Origin of the sequence: Bradyrhizobium frederickii, from assembly GCF_004570865.1 — a bacterium.
Classification (GTDB): domain Bacteria; phylum Pseudomonadota; class Alphaproteobacteria; order Rhizobiales; family Xanthobacteraceae; genus Bradyrhizobium; species Bradyrhizobium frederickii.
On sequence record NZ_SPQS01000011.1, the window covers coordinates 159,392 to 177,373 of the forward strand.

Consider the following 17,982-nt stretch of genomic DNA (forward strand, 5'->3'; position numbering starts at 1 on the left):
CGTGGGATTTCTGGTGGGCAGTTTTGCTCCCCCTTGGGGGCACCCTGCTGGTCGAAGGCGATCAGGCGGCTGTTGGCGATGGCAACGCGGTGGGTGTAGCGCGACAGATCGGCGAGCATGGCCTCGGGCCCGCCGAACGGCCGCGTTGCGTAGACGACCCACTCCGCTGGCGCAGTGGCGCCAGAAAGGCTGCGAAGCATTGAGATTTGGCGAGATGGGCGTGGTCGCCGAAGAAGCTAAGGCGGCGGGCAACGATCATTATCCCAGTCAAAGCGGTCGGCCAAGGAGCCGCCCCTTGGGGCATACGTCAGCCTCGCAGTCTGGTTTCTAACCCAGGTTAGCTCCAAACCAACTCGGTCATAAACTCGGCAGAAACCGTTGGGGGCGTAGGTAGCCTTCAGTGAGTCGGTCCTCCCCAGTAGCTCGAATTTATATAACAATTTCAATTATATATGAGTTCGCGGTTTTGTTCTGAATGGCGCGCCAGCGATTTCAAGAGCTTAGCTGGTCCCGTCTTCTCTCCCTCCGTCTTCCACCAAGTTAGAGCCGGGTAACAGGGATACGAACGTCAGCAGCGCGACGGTGCGGATCGGCTTCATCCTTGTCCTTTTCCATCTCCAGTGCGTCAGTTCAGTCGCCGGCATGACGTGGTGCGGTTGACGACCTCACCCGCTCCAGCCGCTCAGAAAATCGAGAAGGAGCCTGTTGACCGCCTCTGGCTGTTCTTCCTGCGGAAGATGGCCGCAACGTTCGATCGGGGCGACCGAAAGATTTTCTGTCATCTCGCTCCAGACCGCCTTCATGTCGAAGAGGCGGCCGACGGCGCCGAAGTCTTCGCCCCAAAGGGAAAGCACGGGGCACCGGATCTTCTGCCCGGCGTCCGCGAGATCCTGCGCGATGTCTTCTGCGCTGGCGCGATAGTCGGACATCGCACCCCGTACGGCGCCAGGCGCGCTGTAGGACTTCACGTAGGTCTCGAATGCCTCGCCGGAGATCGTCATCGGGTCGTGGCACCAGTCGGAGAAGAAGTGACGAAGCCAGATGTCCTCGCGTCCCGCGATCAGCGCCTCAGGCAGGTCGGGGATCTGGTGGAACATGAAGAACCAGTACTCGCGGGCGACTTTCGCGGTCATCTCGCGCGCGACGACGCGGGTCGGAACGTTGTCCATGACGACGAGGCGATCGACCAGATCCGGGTGGTCCTTGACCAGGCGGGTCGCGACCCGCGCGCCGCGATCGTGCCCGACCAGTGCCACTCGCCCCACGCCGAGCGTCTTCATGAGTTCGACGATGTCGTTGGCCATCGTCCTCTTGTCATAGCCGTTCGGCGGTTTGTCGGTCTCGCCGTATCCGCGCAGGTCCGGCGCGATCACCCGGTAGTGGGAGGCAAGCGCCGGTATCTGGAAACGCCAGGCGAAGCTGGTCTCCGGGAAGCCGTGCAACAGCACGACCGGGGGGCCGGCCCCGGCCTCCAGGTAGAATTGGCGGATGCCGTTTGCCCGGCAGGTTGCTCGACGAATGGTGGTCACCGATCTCATGCCCGGGGGTGCGAGGTTTCCGGGCGCGATCCTTCGTCAAGTCGGAGGGGACTGATTGCAGGTTTTGACGGCGTTTTGCACGATTGCGTCCCTACAGCTGCGGGAACGCTGGGTTAGGTACCGAATTTTACCCTGGCGGCGGTTCCAAGATCGGGAGAAAGTCCAAGACGCGCGGAGATGTTCGGGGTTGTCTCTCCGGAACGAGCAGCAACCAGAGGGAGAACGAGACCCGCGCGGCGGAAATGATGCTCCGAACGGGCGGCCTCGGGACCGAGGATTAGGCAGCAATTGCGTGAACGCACGGGGACTTCATCACGTCACAGCGATCATCGGCGACGTACGCCGCGCCGCCGACTTCTACGCGGGTGTGCTGGGCCTCAAGCGGGTCAAGAAGACCGTCTGCTATGACGATCCCGGCAGTTACCACGTGTACTATGGCGACGACATCGGCAATCCGGGTGCCGTGATCAGTACGCTCGCCTGGAATTGCGTGACGCCGGGGCTGAGCGGCGTCGGCGAGGTCGTGCAGACCGCCTTCCGCGTCGCACCGGATTCGCTCGATGGGTGGGTGGATCGGCTCAACGCCTCAGGGGTCCCCAATCGATTGGACGTGTCGCCCTTCGGCGAGCGCATGCTCTGCTTTGCCGATCCCGATGGCACGGAGCTGTCTCTGGTCGAGACGTGGGAAAAGCTGCCAGCGACAACCGGCCAAAATGCCACGGCCGATCGTGCGCTACGCGGCCTTCATGGCGTCACGCTGAACGTCCGCGAGGAGGACGAGACCATCGACATCCTCCAGAAGGTTTTCGATTTCCAGCTGGTCTCCCAGAGAAACGGCGCCATGCGCTTCGTGGCTCATGACGGTCCGGGCGGCACGATCACCTTGTGCATGATCGGAAAGTCTTCGCGGGGGCGCCTCGGCGGTGGCACCATCCGGCACGTCGCCTTCCGCGCGAGCAATCTGGACGATCGATCGGCGATGGTCGAGAAACTTCAATCTGCGTACGACATCGTGGTGAGCGATCCCATCGAGCGAACCTACCTGAATGCGGTCGGCTTTCGCGCACCCTGCGGCGTGCTTTTCGAGATCGCGACCGACGGCCCGGGATTCGCGGTCGACGAGGCGCCGGAGCGGCTGGGCCAGCAACTTCAGCTTCCCGCCTTTCTCGAAGAGCGTCGCGCCGAACTCGCGGCGATCCTGCCCCCGCTCACGTGAACTGCCTGTCGATCAACGCGAGCCCGGCCTTCCATGAAATCGGTCAGCCGTGGGCACATGAAGTCGAGGAATGCTCGCACGCGTAAGGGCAGCCGCGGTCCACCGTGATAAAGCGCGTGTATTTGCTCTTCGTCGCCTGCCGTGCCCTCGAGCACTTCGACCAGGTGGCCAGCCGATATGTCGTCGCGAACGTGATAATCGGCGAGCCTTGCGAGGCCGATGCCCGCGATTGCCATTCGCCGCAGGCTCTGTGCGTTGTTTGCAAGTAGCGAGCCGCTGATTGCGCGGTCGACAATTCGCCCGCTCTCCTTCAGAGGCCAGACCGGGGCAGAGCGTCGGAAATTGAATCCCAGGCAATTGTGACGTGAAAGATCCTCGATCCTCTTCGGCTCACCCAGGCGACCGATGTAGTCTGGAGACGCAACGATCCTTCTTTTGACGACCCCGATACGTCGGGCGACCATCGCGGAGGCCTGCAAGGGGCCGACGCGGAAGGCGATATCGGTCCGGTCGAGGTAAAGATCGACGATTTCGTCCGAGAGTGAGATATCGACCACGATCTCGGGATGAGCTTGCCAAAAGGCAGGGAGCAGCGGCTCAAGGCCGAGAATGCCGAAGGATACGGTGGTATTGACCCGGATCGTTCCGCCCGCTGCCGCTGCGCCCCGAGAAATGCCGCGTTCGATGCCGTCGAGCTCGGCCAGGAGCGCAAGGCTCTTCTCGTGGTACATCCGACCCTCGGACGTCAGCGACAGCCGCCGCGTCGAACGCTCGAACAGTCTGACACCGAGCCGTGTCTCGATCCTTCCGATGAGCTTGCTGACGGTGGACGGCGTCATCAACAGCCGACGAGCCGCTTCCGAATAGCTGTTGGCTTCCACCACGCGGAGGAAGACCTGCATTTCGCCGATGCGATTATCCATCGCGTATCCATCTATGAAATCGTTTCACAGATAAAGTGGAATTGGAGCGGATTATCAAGTCCGGTAAATGTCACCTATGGTGGATCATCGTTTCCTTTTGCCATCCGTTTTCCGGCTAGCGCATCGCTGTCGGATCGGTGACTTGAACGGGGAGCGACTATTGCTCTATGAGGAAAAATCGGTGCGGCGGACGTGATCTGTACGTGGTTCTTCGGATTCACTATGGCGGCATATCCAACGGTGGATAGCTTTGAATACCCCGATGATGGAAGAGTCTGATAGTAAGGCGGGCGGTTTCTATGGTCGTCGCCTCAGCCGGCACCTGGGAATGGAGGGCGACTGCCTGCTTCGCATCAAGCGCGAAGGGCAATTGGCCCTGGCGATGACCCGGCTGACCTGCTCCCAATTCATCCGGGAGCGGACCGCCGCGATTCCTTCCGAGCCGGCCTACAGCATCCTGCAACAGCTCGGTGACCTCGATCGGCATTCCTGCTGGCTCGCCGGACGGCCGAAATATTCGGGAGCTTTCGGTGCGGGGAGCGTCAGCGTGATCAACCTGATGGACAACCCCCAATGTGAGTTCAAGGGCCCGTTCGATGCCGTCCAATACTACGTGCCACAGACCGCCCTCGACGAGTTCGCCCGTGAGCACGGAGCCAGGCCGATCTCGACGCTCAAATGGAGCAGGGATCAGCGCGATCCCTTCCTCTCGACCCTGTCCAGCGTTCTGCTGAGCGCGGTGGAGCAGGATCCGACGAGCAATCAGCTCTTCGTCGATCAGATCGGGTTGAGTGTCCTGGCCCATTTCGCCCAGACTTACGGCGGAATGCGCCCGCAAGAAAAAGCTGCGGGTGGCAGCCTTGCTCCCTGGCAGGAGCGTCGCGCCAAGGAGATCATGCGAGCGCGTCTCGCCAGCAATCTGACGATTGCAGACGTCGCCGCGGAATGCAAATTGACGCCAAGCCATTTCGCGAGATCGTTTCGGCGCAGCACGGGCGTCGCTCCGCATGAATTCCTGTCCCAGCTTCGGATCGACGAGGCGAAGCGCCTGATGCTGAGCACCAAACTTCCGCTTGCCGACATTGCGCTGATCTGCGGCTTTGGCGACCAGAGCTACTTCACCAGGGTGTTTTCCCGCAACGTGGGAGCCAGCCCCGGAGCCTGGCGAAGGTCCCGCTCAGAGGGCTGACGCGAGCGTGATCGTCTCAAGCGGGTCGGATCATGTCGCGGGCGTAGGCCAAGCCGATCCCGTATCCTCCAGCATGAGCTTCGACGATGGCGCGTGCGCCATCGTAGGTTTCATGCCGCGTCCAATCGCGCTGCATCTCTAGCAGGACCTGGATCCAGGACGTGAGGCGTGCGCCGGCGGCCTGCATCCGGCCGAGAGCCAATTCGTGGCTCGCAGTCGTCAGCCCTCCGCAGGCGTCGCCGACGACGTAGACCTCCAGGCCGGCTGACAGTGCCGAAAGCACCGCGAACGTCACGCACGCCTCCGTCAGCAGGCCCGAAACAATCAAGCGGCTTCGACCGGTGGCGAGGACGGCCTCGCGGGCCTTGTCGTCCTCCCACACGTTCATGCTGCGCCGGTCGATCGGTTCAACGCCGGGAAGCGCCGACTTGACCGCCGGCATCAGCGGCCCGCTGTACACTTTCGTCGCCGAGGTGGACGCGACGACAGGCAGACCGAACACCGTCGCGGTCTTCGCGAGCGCGACGACGTTGTTCACGAGAGCCTGCCGATCGATCGAACCCACTCCGAAAGCCAGGCCGGCCTGTTGGTCGACCAGGAGCAGGGCGCAGTCCTTGGGCTCGAGCAGATGAAGAGGATTCGGGGCCATCGACTTTCTCCGGCTAGGCCATCAGGAATGCGAGCAGGTCCGCATTGACCTGGTCGGCATGCGTCGTTGCTGTCGCGTGCGGAGCGCCCGGATAGGTCTTCAGCTTGGCGCCCTTGATCATCTCGGCGGCCAGCTTGCCCGTGTAGGGGAACGGCACGACCTGATCGTCCTCGCCGTGAATCACCAGGGTAGGTACGTCGATCTTGGCCATGTCGGGCCGGAAGTCGGTTTCCGAGAATGCGGTCACGCAATCGATGGTCGCCTTGACCGACGCCTGAAGCGCGATCTGGAGGGTCTGCTTGAATACACCTTGCGATACCTTCACGCCGTGATTCGTGCCGTAGAAGAGGGGGCTGAAGTCGTCGAGGAACTGCGCACGGTCCTTGACCAAGCCGGCCTTGATGCCGTCGAACACCGACTTGTCGACACCGTCATGGTCCGAGGTCTTGACGAAGAGAGGCGTCACGGCGCTGAGCAGGACGAACTTGGCGACCCGCGACGTTCCGTGACGCGCCACGTAGCGCGCGATGTCTCCGCCGCCCATGGAAAATCCGACGAGTGTCACATCTTTCAGGTCGAGGTGCTTGACAAGATCGGCGATGTCGTCGGCGAAGGTGTCGTAGTCATAGCCTGTCCAGGGCTGGCTCGACCGGCCAAAACCCCTGCGATCGAACGCCACCGTTCGGTAACCGCGCTCGGCGAAGAAAAGCATCTGCGCGTCCCACATGTCCGCGCTGAGCGGCCAGCCGTGGCTGAACAGGATCGGCTTTCCGCTTCCCCAGTCCTTGTAATAAAGCTCGGTGCCGTCCCGCAATTCAAGCAAGGCCATCGTTCGCTCCTGTGACGAATTGATGAAAACCGAACGTCATCCTGCGAGGCGGCTCGGTCCTCCTGCCTGCAAGGTTGCGGATAGAGCGCGGATTGGCTTGCACGATCTGCGCGTCGTTTGGACATGCTGGCGATCTCGGACCAGCGCCGCCGATGTGCGCCCGGCAATTCGTCGCACTTGGATGAGTCATCGGGCCGAAATCCAAGCCACGACGAAATTGTCCAAGCGTTGGCCGGCGATCAGGGGGCACGATGCAGCCACTTGCTCCATTCCCTTTCGCTCGATCGTCTATGCCGATCGCAAGGAGAACTTCTCGATGTCGAAACTCGATATGCTTACCCCCGACAATAGCGCCATCGCGCTGATCGACTATCAGCCGGCCATGTTCCAGGGCGTTCAATCGCATGACCGCCTGGTCACGGTTAACAACGTCCAGATCCTGGCAAAGGCCGCCAAGCTTTTCAAAATCCCGACCGTGCTGACCACGGTGGCAAGGGATTCCTTCTCCGGGCCCTTCATGCCGGAAGTCACCACGCTGTTTCCGGAACACGACGTCATCGACCGCACGTCCATGAATTCCTGGCTCGATGCGAACTTCCGCAAGGCGGTAGCTGCCACCGGTCGCAAGAAATTCGTGCTGGCGGGTCTCTGGACCGAAGCGTGCGTGATCTTTCCGACCCTGGACATGCTCAAGGAAGGTTACGAGATCTACATCGCCGCCGATGCCTGCGGCGACCTCTCCCTCGAAGCCCATAACCGCGCCATGGAGCGCGCCATCCAGGCAGGTGCGGTCCCCATAACCTCGTCGCAATACGCCTACGAGCTTCAGCAGGACTGGGCGCGCAGCGAGACCTACGAAGGCATGATGGACATTCAACGTGCGCATTCGCCTTACGGAATCCAGATCCGCTTCTCGAAATGGGCGCTTGGAGAACACGCCTCCGAAGGAGGCGCGAAAGCCGGCTGAACGTCCTCCAATCGCGGATCACCGTGATGAAAATCTATCTGTTGTCCCTCGGCGCCGGCCTTTTGGTCGGCGTCGTCTACAGCCTTCTCAACGTGCGTTCACCGGCGCCGCCGCTGGTGGCGCTGGTCGGGCTTCTCGGCATCCTCGCCGGTGAACAAATTGTCCCCGTAGCCCGACAGCTGCTGTCCGGACACGGGCTGGCGTCGGCGTGGCAGCAAGCCAAGTGCGCTCCGCACATGTTCGGGATGCTGCCCGGACGTCAAACCGACCCATCGAAAAATGCCGCCCCGGCAGACGGCCTGGAGAAACATTCATGACCTCCGCACCCGATATCATCCTGCATCGTGGTCTGTTCACGACGCTTGATCGCTCGAATCCGACGGCTTCGGCGGTCGCGATCGCCGACGGCCGCTTCGTCGCGGTCGGGCACGATCATGACGTGATGAAGCTGGCGAGGCCGTCCACGAAGATCGTCGATCTCAGGGGGCGGCGCGTTTTGCCCGGCTTGATCGACAACCACCTTCACATCATCCGCGGCGGTCTGAATTTCAACATGGAATTGCGCTGGGACGGGGTCCGCTCGCTCGCCACTGCGATGGACATGCTGAAGCGGCAGGTCGCTGTCACGCCGCCGCCGCAGTGGGTGCGGGTGGTCGGCGGATTCACCGAACACCAGTTCGCGGAGAAGCGGCTTCCGACGATCGACGAGCTCAATGCCGTGGCACCCGATACGCCGGTCTTCCTGCTGCATCTCTACGATCGGGCCATCCTGAACGGCGCGGCCCTGCGTGCAGTTGGTTATACGAAGGACACGCCCGAACCGCCCGGCGGCGAGATTATGCGCGACGTCAAGGGCAACCCGACGGGTTTGCTGCTGGCCAAGCCCAATGCCAACATTCTCTATGCGACCCTCGCCAAGGGGCCCAAGCTGCCCTTCGACTACCAGGTCAACTCAACCCGTCATTTCATGCGGGAGTTGAATCGGCTGGGTGTGACCGGCGCGATCGATGCCGGCGGCGGATTCCAGAACTATCCGGAAGATTACGCTGTTATCCAGAAGCTGAACGACGAAGGTCTCCTGACGATACGGTTGGCCTACAACCTCTTCACCCAGAAGCCCAAGGGCGAGAAGGAGGACTTCCTGAACTGGACGAAGACCTCGAAGTACAAGCAGGGCGACGACTATTTCAGGCACAACGGCGCCGGCGAGATGCTGGTGTTCTCGGCCGCCGACTTCGAGGATTTCCGGGTGGCGCGTCCGGACATGCCGCCGGAGATGGAAGGCGAGCTTGAGGAGGTCGTCCGGGTCCTTGTTCAGAACAAATGGCCATGGCGGCTCCACGCGACCTACGACGAGACGATCTCGCGGGCGCTGGACGTGTTCGAGCGAGTCGATCAGGACATGCCTCTGGAAGGGCTGCACTGGTTCTTCGATCACGCCGAGACGATCTCGGACCAGTCGATCGATCGCATCGCGGCGCTCGGCGGCGGCATCGCCGTGCAGCACCGGATGGCCTATCAGGGCGAATATTTCGTCGAACGCTACGGGGCGGGAGCCGCCGAGGCGACGCCACCGGTCAAGAAGATCATCGACAAGGGCGTAAAGGTGTCGGCCGGTACCGACGCGACCCGGGTGGCTTCCTACAACCCGTGGGTCTCTCTGTCGTGGCTCGTCACCGGCCGGACCGTCGGCGGTTTGCGAATTACCCCCCAGCGTAACTGTCTGGATCGCGAGACGGCGCTGCGGATGTGGACCGAGAACGTGACGTGGTTCTCGAACGAAGAGGGTAACAAGGGCCGGATCCAGGTCGGCCAGCTCGCCGACCTCGTCGTCCCCGACCGCGATTACTTCTCCTGCAGCGAGGCCGAGATCGCCGATACGACCTCGCTGCTGACCATGGTCGGGGGAAGGATCGTGTTTGGCGCGGGAGACTTCTCCAGGCAGGAGAGTGTCACTCCGCCGCCCGCGATGCCGGACTGGTCACCGGTCCGCCGCTTCGGCGGGTACGCGGCCTGGGCCGATGACAAGGCACAGACGAAGGATACCAGCCTCGCGATGAAGGCCATGCAAATGTGCGACTGCGCCAACTCGTGTGGCGTCCATGGACACGACCATGCGGCGGCCTGGTCGAGCCGGCTGCCGGTCTCCGATCTCCGAAGCTTCTGGGGCGCATTGGGATGCGCCTGTTGGGCGGTCTGAGATGCAGGCCAGCGCTGCACCTGGCTGGATTTCCACAATCTTGCGCTGGCCGCTGCTGTGGCACGCGGCCAGATTGGCCTTGGTGTCCGCCTACATCCTCGGCGGTTTTGCCAAATCGCTCGATTTCGCAGGCGCGGTGGCCGAGCAGGAACACTTCGGCCTGTATCCGGGCTGGCTGTGGGCCGCCGCCGCCATCGTGGTCGAACTCGGCGGGTCTCTGCTTGTCGTCTTGAATCGTTTGGTGTGGTTGGGCGCCGGCGGGCTCGGCGTTCTGACGTTCGTCGCGATGCTTACCGCGAACGCCTTCTGGACGATGGGAGGCCACGAGAGATTCATGGCAACAAATGCCTTCTTCGAACATCTCGGGTTGATCGCGGGCCTCGTCATCGTATCGATTGTTTCCGATGAGGTCTCTCTCCGTCCGAACCGCGCTACGCGACCTCAAGCTGTCCAAGGAATGCCTCAATGAGATCAACAAATGCCATTGCTCTAGTGGCGTTCATCGCGATTGTCGCCGCGAACACGCCGGTCGCAGCAAGGGACGCAACGAAATCCAGGGAAGCGGCGGCTGCCGTGGCCCCTCAATACGACACGACCCACGTCTACGTCGCGCCCGACGACGTGGACAAGTTCGCGGCAAGCTTTCTGGCGACTTTCGGCGGCAAGAGCACCAAGCAGGTGGTGGCGACAGTCACGCCGACGCCGAGCAGTACCACGTCGCAACTGTTGCAGACGCCCGTCGGCACCGTCTCGCTGTTCGGCTTCAAGACGCCGATTCCTTATCCGTTTGGCGCCGAGCGCAACGGATATCTAGTCGCAGACATGGACGAGGCGATCAAAGCAGCGCGCGGCGCGGGCGCTGACGTGATCGTGTCCACCTTCCCGGATCCGATTGGGCGCGACGCCGTGGTCCAATGGCCGGGCGGTATCAACTTGCAGCTCTACTGGCATACGACGAAGCCCGACTACGCTCCCTTCGAGCGAATTCCGGAGAACCGCGTGTACGTTTCTCCCGACAGGGCCGCTGCTTTCACCCGGAGTTTTGTTGCATTCTCCCGCGGCAAGGTCGTCTCGGACGACGCGAAGGCGCCCGGCTTGGAGATCGGAAGATCGGATGTGACCTACAGGCGCATCCGGATCGAGTCCCCATTCGGAAAGATGGTTGTATTGGTCACGGACGGTCATCTGCCCTATCCCTACGGCCGGGAGACGACGGGTTATGAAGTGGCCGACCTCTCTTCGACGCTCGGCAAGGCAAAGGACGCCGGCGCAACGGTGCTGGTCGAATCCTACACGTCAAGCGGTCGCTCTGCGGCGTTCGTCATGTTCCCCGGCGGGTACATCGCCGAGATCCACGCGCTTGGCCCGAAGAGTGCATCGCGGGCGGACGGCAAATGAGGTGACGTCCGCCGATGTTGGCACGAGTCGATACGCGCAACTTCTGCATCGTTCTGACGCTTGCGACCCTTGGCGCCGGCGTCGGCTTCGCGCGGGCTGAAGACGGGGGCGCTGCGGTCCCCAAGAGGCCCGCGATCCAGGCGAACCGCTGGGCAGAGGACTGGTCGGTGCTTGCTGATCCCAGATTGCGTACCGAACCGTTTGACGGCCTCAAATACATCCCGCTTTGGGCGACCGATCCGAAAAGCTACGTCTCGCTGGGGGCCACACTGCGGGAACGCTTCGAGACCAATAGCGCGTCGGCGTTCGGCACCGGCAACACGCCCTCGGACAGCTATCTCATACAGCGTTTGCAGGTGCACGCCGACATTCACTTCAACGAGAACTGGCGAGCCTTCGTTCAACTCGAGGACGATCGGGCCTTCGACAAGCAGAACGTCTCTCCGGTCGACCAGGACCGTGCCGACCTGCGCCTTGCCTTCCTGGAGTACGTCAACACATTCTCGGGCGGGACCCTGAAGGCGCGCATCGGACGGCAGGACTTCGCCTTCGACCTGCAGCGCTTCGTATCGTCGCGGGATGGACCCAACGTGCGACAATCATTCGATGCGATCTGGGCTGACTGGGAAACCGGCGTCTGGCGCTTCATCGGCTTCGTCAGCCGCCCCGTCCAATATCTCGACGTTCGCCCTTTCGACGACACCTCGAACGACAACTTCCGCTTCAGCACGCTCCGGGTCGAGCGTAAGGTTTTGGGTGACAACGAGCTGTCGGGCTACTACTCCCTGTACGAGCGCAAGGCCGCCAGATATCTCGATGCCTTGGGCGACGAAAGCCGTCACGTTCTGGATGCGAGATTCGCAGGAAAGTCCCAACAGTTCGACTGGGATCTCGAGGCCATGGGGCAGGCGGGGCAGGTGGGTACGAAGGACATTCGTGCCTGGGCCGTCGGTACGCGAATTGGATACACTTTGCCCGATGTTCCCTGGCTGCCGCGCATCGGCCTCCAGTTCGACGCTGCGTCGGGCGACCATCACCCCGGCGACGGCACGCTGGGAACGTTCAATCCGCTCTTCCCGAACGGCTATTATTTCACGCTGGCCGGCTATGCGGGATACGCGAACATCCTTCACTTCAAACCCTCCATAACCGTCAGTCCGGCGGACCGGCTGAAGGTGATGGGAGCGATTGGCTTGCAGTGGCGCGAAACGACGGCCGACGCGATCTACGTCCAGCCCAACGTGCCGATAGCGGGCACCGCCGGCAAGGGCAGCAACTGGACGGGAGCCTACGGTCAGCTTCGCGTCGACTACGCGTTCAACGACCACCTGACCGGCGCGATCGAGGCGGTGCATTTCGACGTCGGCGACACGATCATCCGCGCTGGTGGACACACCAGCAACTATCTAGGTGTCCAGCTTCAATACGGTTGGTGACATGCCCCGCAACGTACTCCTGCTTCCGCTCCTGATGAGCCTGAATGCGGGCTTCGTCGATACCGCTGGCTTTCTCGCGCTTCAGGGGCTGTTCACTGCGCACGTCACCGGCAATTTTGTCACCTTTGGTGCGGCCATGGTGCTGGGGACGTCCGGTGGCCTAGCGAAGCTGCTCGCTCTCCCGGTCTTCTGCTTCGTAGTTGTCGTCAGCAGAATCTTGAGCTTCTATCTCCCGGCAATGGGACTTCCGATCTTCCGCTCGATGCTGGCCATCAAGACGATACTTCTGGCGGTGGGCGGTGCATGCGCCGTCTATTTCGGACCATTCACGCAGGGCGATAGCTGGCAGGCGATCTGTACCGGCATGATTCTGGTCGCGGCCATGGCCATCCAGAATGCCGCGCACCGCATCCATATGGGCACCGAGCCTCCCAGCACGTTGATGACGGGCACCACCACCCAGATCATGATAGACGTCGCAGACGTTTTTCGCGGCGCGCCAGCGTCGGTGCTGACCGTCGCCAAGCCGCGGCTCGGCAAGATGGCAGCGAGCGTCGCTGCCTTCGCATTGGGATGCGCAGCCGGCGCATGTCTCTATGCGAAGTTCGGAACGTGGTGCTTCATCTTGCCTCCGCTGATCGCGTTACCGGTGGTGTTTCTGGCCGCGGCCGAACCGAAGTGACGGGGCGTGAGCGATCCGAATTGAAGGACCTGGCGAATAGCTCGGGCCCGGTCGACCGATGTCGATCGGGTACCTGCAGAAAGTCGAGAGGTCGCTGATCAAGAGGCCATCGCATACTGCATCGCTTCGGCCAATCACGAGCGGGCATCGCGACGTCGGCCTGCAACGGGTGGTCTAACGGGAACGCGCGATGGTCAACCTTGGCTCCCGCCGTCGAAAGTATGGCCGCCAGCGCATCCGCATTGTCGCCCGGAACGATGGATCCTGCTGTCCGGACATCAAGACCGGCTTCGCGTCGAGAGGTGCGGCAGGCAATGCGCGAGGAAACTGAAATGGCTTCTGAGACTTCCGATCCATCCCCTCGATCCTATCCCCAGTCGGTCACGTTCGTGCGAAGAGCCGGTCCGATCGCGGTCGCCGTGGGCATCGCGGACAATTTCGCCGGGATCGAAAACTGGCTGCTGGAAGAGGCCTCCGCCGAGCGGCAGATGATCGACCTCCTCGTCAAGCTGATCCGTCAGATGAAGGCCGCCGGCTCTTCGGTTGATCGACTTACCCTGCATATCGGCACGCTCCATCCCCAGCTTGTCGGATTCGCATGGGTCTGGAATGCCGACGATGGCTTCTGCGACGAGGTCCGGGTCGCCGACGCCGCGGTCGATTCCGACGCCTACAGACTCAATCCGCTGCAACGTATCGTCGAGACCGGCGAGACGATCCGCCGAAGGCCCAGCGAGCCGTCGACGCAGGTGGAATTTCCCATCATGATCGAGCTCGCGGCCGCCGGCATGACCGACTACTTGGCGATCCCGTTGTCTGGTCTTGATACACGTAACGTGGTCACCGTCGCGACGAATGCGGCCCCCGGTTTCACCGAGGCCGAGATAGAGTCCTTGACCCGCCTCTTCAAACTATTCGCCTTGCATGTGCAACGCCACAGCGAGTTGAAGATCTCCGAAAACGCGTTGGGCGCGTACCTTGGTTACGGCGCCGCCGCCAAGGTGCTTGAGGGCGCGATCAAGCGCGGCGCGGGAGACTCGATCCGCGCCGTGATTTGGGTGTCGGACCTCAGAAATTTTACGAAGATGTCGGACGTTCTGCCCCCGGCCGATGTGCTGGTCCTGCTCAACGCCTACTTCGAGGCGATGGTAAGTGCCGTGGCCGCTCACGGCGGCGAAATTCTCAAATTCATCGGCGACGGCATGCTCGCCGTCTTTCCGGTGACGGTGGGCGTCGCCGAAGCGTCCCGCGCGGCCGTCTCGGCGGCGAGGGACGCGATCGCGCGACTCGAAGTTTTCAATCGGGCTATTCGTGTTGCGTCCGGCGCCGAAGGCTGCCACGTGCTGCGGGCGGGCATCGTCCTTCACGAAGGTGCGGTCTTTTTTGGCAACGTCGGCGCTCCGGATCGCCTGGACTTCACGGTTATTGGCGCCGCCGTCAACGAGGCCTGCCGCGTGGAAGCGCTCACCAAGACCATAGGCCGGGACCTGCTCATGACGGAAGCCGTCGCTCGGCACGTTCCACGGGACGTCGAGCATCTCGGTGAGCATCAGCTGCGAGGAATCTCCGCTAGGATGTCTATATACGGACTCGCGGGATGACGATCGCCGTCGACCTGTGCGATTGTGTCTGCACTAAGCTCGCGCAGCGGCCTCTCTGCTGACGGTCTCAAGCGTTGGGTAGTCGAGATACCCGGAATCCGAACCGCCGTAGATCCCGAACGGTTTTGGGGAGTTGTAGGGGCCTCCAACTCGAATCCGTGCCGGGAGGTCTGGATTGGCGAGAAAGAGGCGGCCAGAGGCGACTGCATCCGCTTCGCCGGAACCGGCGATTTGCTCTGCGTGCTCGGGAGTGATGCCGGCATTGACGACAAGCGGTCCGCGATAGTGTCCGCGAAAGATCGAAAGCATCTTTCGTAGTCGGGTGCTCCGCGCCCGGACGCACGATAATATGCCGTCCGCGCCAATGGCCTCCAATTGGTGACGGACCTCCTCAGAAGCGCGTACTCTCCCGAGGAATCGGTTGCCCCCTCTCTTCGGAGGCCGCCGTTCCCCGCAGCTTGTCGAGCATGGTCTTGGCGCGGCGGAAGGGGACGGTTTCGAAGCCCTCCACGAATTTTCCAAGGGTTCGTTCCAGCTCCGCCGAAGCCTCTTTATTTCGGCCCTGTTGCCGCAGCATCTCCGCAAGGGCCTCTACTGCCCAAAGCTCCCAGCCGAGCGAGCCTTGATGACGTGAGATCGTGATCGCTTCGCGGAAGTGGCTCTCCGCCGATTCGGATTTTGTTCCCTCTAAAGATAGCAAAGTCGTGCCGTGGATCCGAAGAGCGTCCGGCAACAGCCAGAGCGCCTCGGCGGCCCTTATCCGTTCAAGTGATTCTGCTGACGCCAAAACTGCCTCCTCCGGGCGGCCATCGGCGGCGAGAAGCACCCCCAATCGCCCGAGAAACGGGAGGGAAGCATTTTCGTACCGGGCATCGCTCAGCTTGGATATCGCTTCTCTCAAGTGTCGTTCGGCCTGTTCGAACTCTCCCTTCAGGAACAATAATCTGCCCTCGAACCCGATGGCCGAGAACAGGTAGCTTTGAATATCGTTGTCCTCAGCTACTTGCCTCATCCTACGGATGGCCGCACCAGCAAGGTCTAGCTCCTCTAACCTGAGAAACATCGCGCACCCGCACCAACTGAGCGCCTGGCAGATCGACGTCGGATTTCCGGTTTCTTCCGCCTCAGAATGTGCAGATAGGCATGCACTGAGTGTCTGATCAAAACGACCTTCACACCAATGGACTCCCGTCATGACGCACTGCGCGTAAACCGAATGATTCAAGCCCCAGCGACCTACTTGGGATGGGCTTGCGTGGGTTCGGAAATAGGCATGAGCCTCGCGTGCGAGATTCAAGGCACTGGGGTATTCGGCATTGAAGTACAGCGACGCGCTCTTGACGCTTTTCAACATTGCAAGCGCCGTGGGCTCTCCGACGTCCGCAACAAGCTTCTCGATCCTTTTAGTTCCCTCCAATGCGCCCTTGAAGTCGCCGCGCCGATGCATGAAGAGGACGAGGCCCAGACGGGCCCTAAGCTCCCACTGCTGGTCGCGCAGGTGTCCGGCAAGCTCGATTGCCCTGTTCAACGCATCACGCGACTGGCTCGTCATGCCTTCGGTGAACATCACCGCGAGACCGAGGGCGGCCTTCAGGATCATCTCACTTCGCTCGCTCTCAACACTCGGCTCGAGAGCATCGATCGCTTTTGTTGTCCACCCGATGCACTCCGTCAGGAGCGAATTTTCCAACCAGACAGGCACGGCGGCGGCCGCGAGCGCAACGCCCGCACCGTCTTGGCCGCTCGCCGAAAAAGCCCAGTTCAAGATTCCGCGCACGTTATCGAGCTCAAGAACCGCGTCCCTGAGCGTTTCCACCCGGCTCGGCCCGTCGGCGCATTTTCGGAACATTTCGGCGAGGCAGGATGCAAGCCTGCTGGCGAGTTCGTTCCGCTCCGCTTTCTCGATCAGCTTGGCAAGGGCGAACGCCCTAGTGATCTCCAGCAGCCGAAACCTGACACCTTCGGTACCGACATCGACCGAGAGTAGCGACTTGCAGACCAGATCTGCAAGGATCGTCGCAGAGTCATCTTCGGTCGCCGGAATCACGGCAACAGCGGCTTCCAGCGTGAAACTACCGGCGAACACCCCAAGGCAGCGCAAGATGTATCGCTCGCGCTCGCTTAGCAGCTGATAGCTCCACTCGATAGCCGTCGCGATAGTGCGGTGTCGCGACGACGTACCGCGGTGCGTATCCGCCAGTAGGCTCATGCGGTCCTTGAGCCTCGCGGCCAATCCCTTGACGCTGAAAGCGTCCACGCGCGCGGCGGTCAGCTCGATCGCGAGCGGGTTTCCGTCCAGTCCGCGGCATATCTGCGCCGCAAAAGCGGCGCTGGTGTCGTTGAGTTCGAAATTGTTCACAATGGCCGCTGCTCGTTCGACGAACAACTGGACCGCGGGGTAGGTCAATGCGCCCTTCAGGCTGAGATTCGCACCCGGAGGAGGCACATCCAGCGGGGGGAGGCGGCACACCTGTTCGCCCTGGATGCGCAGCGGCTCCCTGCTCGTCGTCAGCACCTTGATCTCGTTGCCACCACGGAGCAGCGCGGCAATCGCCGCCGCTGCGCCATCGATAAGGTGCTCGCAATTGTCAAAGACCAGAAGCAGGTTCTTATAGCGCAGGGCGGCGACGATCCCCGACAGGATGTCACTCGAACGGACATCGATGGGGAGCGCAGATGCGAGCGCGCTCGGAATCAGCGATTCGTTCGTGATCGAGCCAAGGTCGACTAGCCAAACGCCGTCGCGAAACTGTGGTAGCGCCGTTTCCGCTGCGCGGAGGGCTGTCGAAGTTTTTCCGATGCCCGGCGGCCCGACAATACTCACGAGGCGACCGTCGGCTAGTTTGCGCTTGATCGAGTCTAGCGCTTCCGCTCGCCCGATCAGGCGGGTTAGTTGCGCCGGCAGGTTGTGCTTACGTGGAACTAGAAGGTCGGCTTCAGGACTTTCCTCTTCCAGGACCTTGATAGGGGCGACGAAGCGGTATCCGCGCCCCGGGCTGTTTACGATGTACTGATTTGCGGTCTCGTCTTCGCCGAGCGCGCGGCGCAGCGCCGCCACCTGAACGGTCAGGTTTGCCTCGACAACGAAGGTGTTAGGCCAGGCGATCTCAATGAGTTCGCGCTTGCTTATCAGTTCCCCTGCGCGCTCGACCAGTGCGATCAGGATCTCGATAGCCTTGCTGCCCAAGCGAACGACGCGGTCACCCTCGGACAATATCCGCTTGGACGAGGAAAGGCGGAACGGTCCGAATAGAAACGTACGCTTTGGTCTCTCGTCGCGGTCGGACATTCGTCAGTCGGCGTTGGATTCGCAAAGACCCTCATTACGCCTCCGACCGGAAGGTGTCCATCCGT

General features: G+C 61.9%; 16 protein-coding genes and 1 pseudogene. 10 read left to right on the forward strand and 7 right to left on the reverse strand.

The window, feature by feature from the left end; all coding sequences use genetic code 11:
• Nucleotides 1-41 precede the first annotated feature (41 nt).
• Nucleotides 42-244: pseudogene (locus E4K64_RS20635) on the reverse strand (transposase); the annotation flags it as partial.
• Between the two features lie 421 nt (nucleotides 245-665).
• Nucleotides 666-1,538 carry an alpha/beta fold hydrolase gene (locus E4K64_RS20640; protein WP_135165159.1) on the reverse strand — a complete coding sequence of 291 codons (873 nt, stop codon included), beginning with the start codon at nucleotides 1,536-1,538 and terminating at the stop codon, nucleotides 666-668.
• Between the two features lie 187 nt (nucleotides 1,539-1,725).
• Between E4K64_RS20640 and E4K64_RS20645 the strand changes: the two genes are divergently transcribed.
• A complete protein-coding gene (locus E4K64_RS20645; RefSeq protein ID WP_235884724.1) occupies nucleotides 1,726-2,754 on the forward strand; it encodes a ring-cleaving dioxygenase in 1,029 nt (342 codons plus the stop codon).
• Here the strand turns inward: E4K64_RS20645 and E4K64_RS20650 are convergent.
• Together E4K64_RS20650 and E4K64_RS41185 are read right to left on the reverse strand one after the other, a co-directional pair.
• Complete coding sequence (locus E4K64_RS20650) at nucleotides 2,688-3,677, reverse strand: LysR family transcriptional regulator (protein WP_135165160.1); 990 nt, start codon at nucleotides 3,675-3,677, stop codon at nucleotides 2,688-2,690. The two genes, E4K64_RS20645 and E4K64_RS20650, sit on opposite strands and share 67 nt — an antisense overlap.
• Before the next feature lie 220 nt (nucleotides 3,678-3,897).
• Nucleotides 3,898-4,164: a hypothetical protein gene (locus tag E4K64_RS41185; RefSeq protein WP_235884725.1), complete on the reverse strand. Its 267-nt coding sequence runs from the start codon at nucleotides 4,162-4,164 to the stop codon at nucleotides 3,898-3,900.
• A 60-nt stretch (nucleotides 4,165-4,224) separates the two neighbouring features.
• Here E4K64_RS41185 and E4K64_RS20655 point away from each other — a divergent pair, with 60 nt between their 5' ends.
• Complete coding sequence (locus E4K64_RS20655) at nucleotides 4,225-4,866, forward strand: helix-turn-helix domain-containing protein (RefSeq protein ID WP_235884726.1); 642 nt, start codon at nucleotides 4,225-4,227, stop codon at nucleotides 4,864-4,866.
• A 16-nt stretch (nucleotides 4,867-4,882) separates the two neighbouring features.
• Here the strand turns inward: E4K64_RS20655 and E4K64_RS20660 are convergent, their stop codons facing one another.
• Together E4K64_RS20660 and E4K64_RS20665 are read right to left on the reverse strand one after the other, a co-directional pair.
• Nucleotides 4,883-5,515, reverse strand: a complete 633-nt coding sequence (locus tag E4K64_RS20660; RefSeq protein WP_135165162.1) for a hydrolase — start codon at nucleotides 5,513-5,515, stop codon at nucleotides 4,883-4,885.
• 13 nt (nucleotides 5,516-5,528) lie between these two features.
• Nucleotides 5,529-6,344, reverse strand: a complete 816-nt coding sequence (locus E4K64_RS20665; protein WP_135165163.1) for an alpha/beta fold hydrolase — start codon at nucleotides 6,342-6,344, stop codon at nucleotides 5,529-5,531.
• A 316-nt stretch (nucleotides 6,345-6,660) separates the two neighbouring features.
• Between E4K64_RS20665 and E4K64_RS20670 the strand changes: the two genes are divergently transcribed.
• The 8 genes from E4K64_RS20670 (at nucleotide 6,661) to E4K64_RS20705 (ending at nucleotide 14,628) form a co-directional block, all read left to right on the forward strand.
• Nucleotides 6,661-7,311: a hydrolase gene (locus tag E4K64_RS20670; RefSeq protein WP_135165247.1), complete on the forward strand. Its 651-nt coding sequence runs from the start codon at nucleotides 6,661-6,663 to the stop codon at nucleotides 7,309-7,311.
• 26 nt (nucleotides 7,312-7,337) lie between these two features.
• Nucleotides 7,338-7,628 carry a XapX domain-containing protein gene (locus E4K64_RS20675; RefSeq protein WP_135165164.1) on the forward strand — a complete coding sequence of 97 codons (291 nt, stop codon included), beginning with the start codon at nucleotides 7,338-7,340 and terminating at the stop codon, nucleotides 7,626-7,628.
• Entirely contained in the window at nucleotides 7,625-9,511 is a 1,887-nt protein-coding gene (locus tag E4K64_RS20680) for an amidohydrolase (RefSeq protein WP_135165165.1), read from the forward strand. Before E4K64_RS20675 ends, E4K64_RS20680 begins: the two co-directional genes overlap by 4 nt.
• A 1-nt stretch (nucleotide 9,512) precedes the next feature.
• On the forward strand, nucleotides 9,513-9,980 hold the full coding sequence (locus tag E4K64_RS20685; RefSeq protein ID WP_135165166.1) for a DoxX family protein: 468 nt from the start codon (nucleotides 9,513-9,515) through the stop codon (nucleotides 9,978-9,980).
• Nucleotides 9,977-10,909 (forward strand): glyoxalase, encoded by a 933-nt coding sequence (locus E4K64_RS20690; protein ID WP_135165167.1) that lies wholly within the window; start codon nucleotides 9,977-9,979, stop codon nucleotides 10,907-10,909. The genes E4K64_RS20685 and E4K64_RS20690 overlap by 4 nt, the downstream gene beginning before the upstream one ends.
• A gap of 14 nt (nucleotides 10,910-10,923) precedes the next feature.
• On the forward strand, nucleotides 10,924-12,345 hold the full coding sequence (locus tag E4K64_RS20695; RefSeq protein ID WP_135165168.1) for an alginate export family protein: 1,422 nt from the start codon (nucleotides 10,924-10,926) through the stop codon (nucleotides 12,343-12,345).
• 1 nt (nucleotide 12,346) lies between these two features.
• Nucleotides 12,347-13,027 carry a YoaK family protein gene (locus E4K64_RS20700; protein ID WP_135165248.1) on the forward strand — a complete coding sequence of 227 codons (681 nt, stop codon included), beginning with the start codon at nucleotides 12,347-12,349 and terminating at the stop codon, nucleotides 13,025-13,027.
• Between the two features lie 332 nt (nucleotides 13,028-13,359).
• Nucleotides 13,360-14,628, forward strand: coding sequence for an adenylate/guanylate cyclase domain-containing protein (locus E4K64_RS20705; protein ID WP_167772155.1), 1,269 nt, complete (start codon nucleotides 13,360-13,362; stop codon nucleotides 14,626-14,628).
• Nucleotides 14,629-15,019: 391 nt separating this feature from the next.
• Here the strand turns inward: E4K64_RS20705 and E4K64_RS20715 are convergent, their stop codons facing one another.
• Nucleotides 15,020-17,917 (reverse strand): ATP-binding protein, encoded by a 2,898-nt coding sequence (locus tag E4K64_RS20715; RefSeq protein WP_135165169.1) that lies wholly within the window; start codon nucleotides 17,915-17,917, stop codon nucleotides 15,020-15,022.
• Nucleotides 17,918-17,982: the final 65 nt, after the last annotated feature.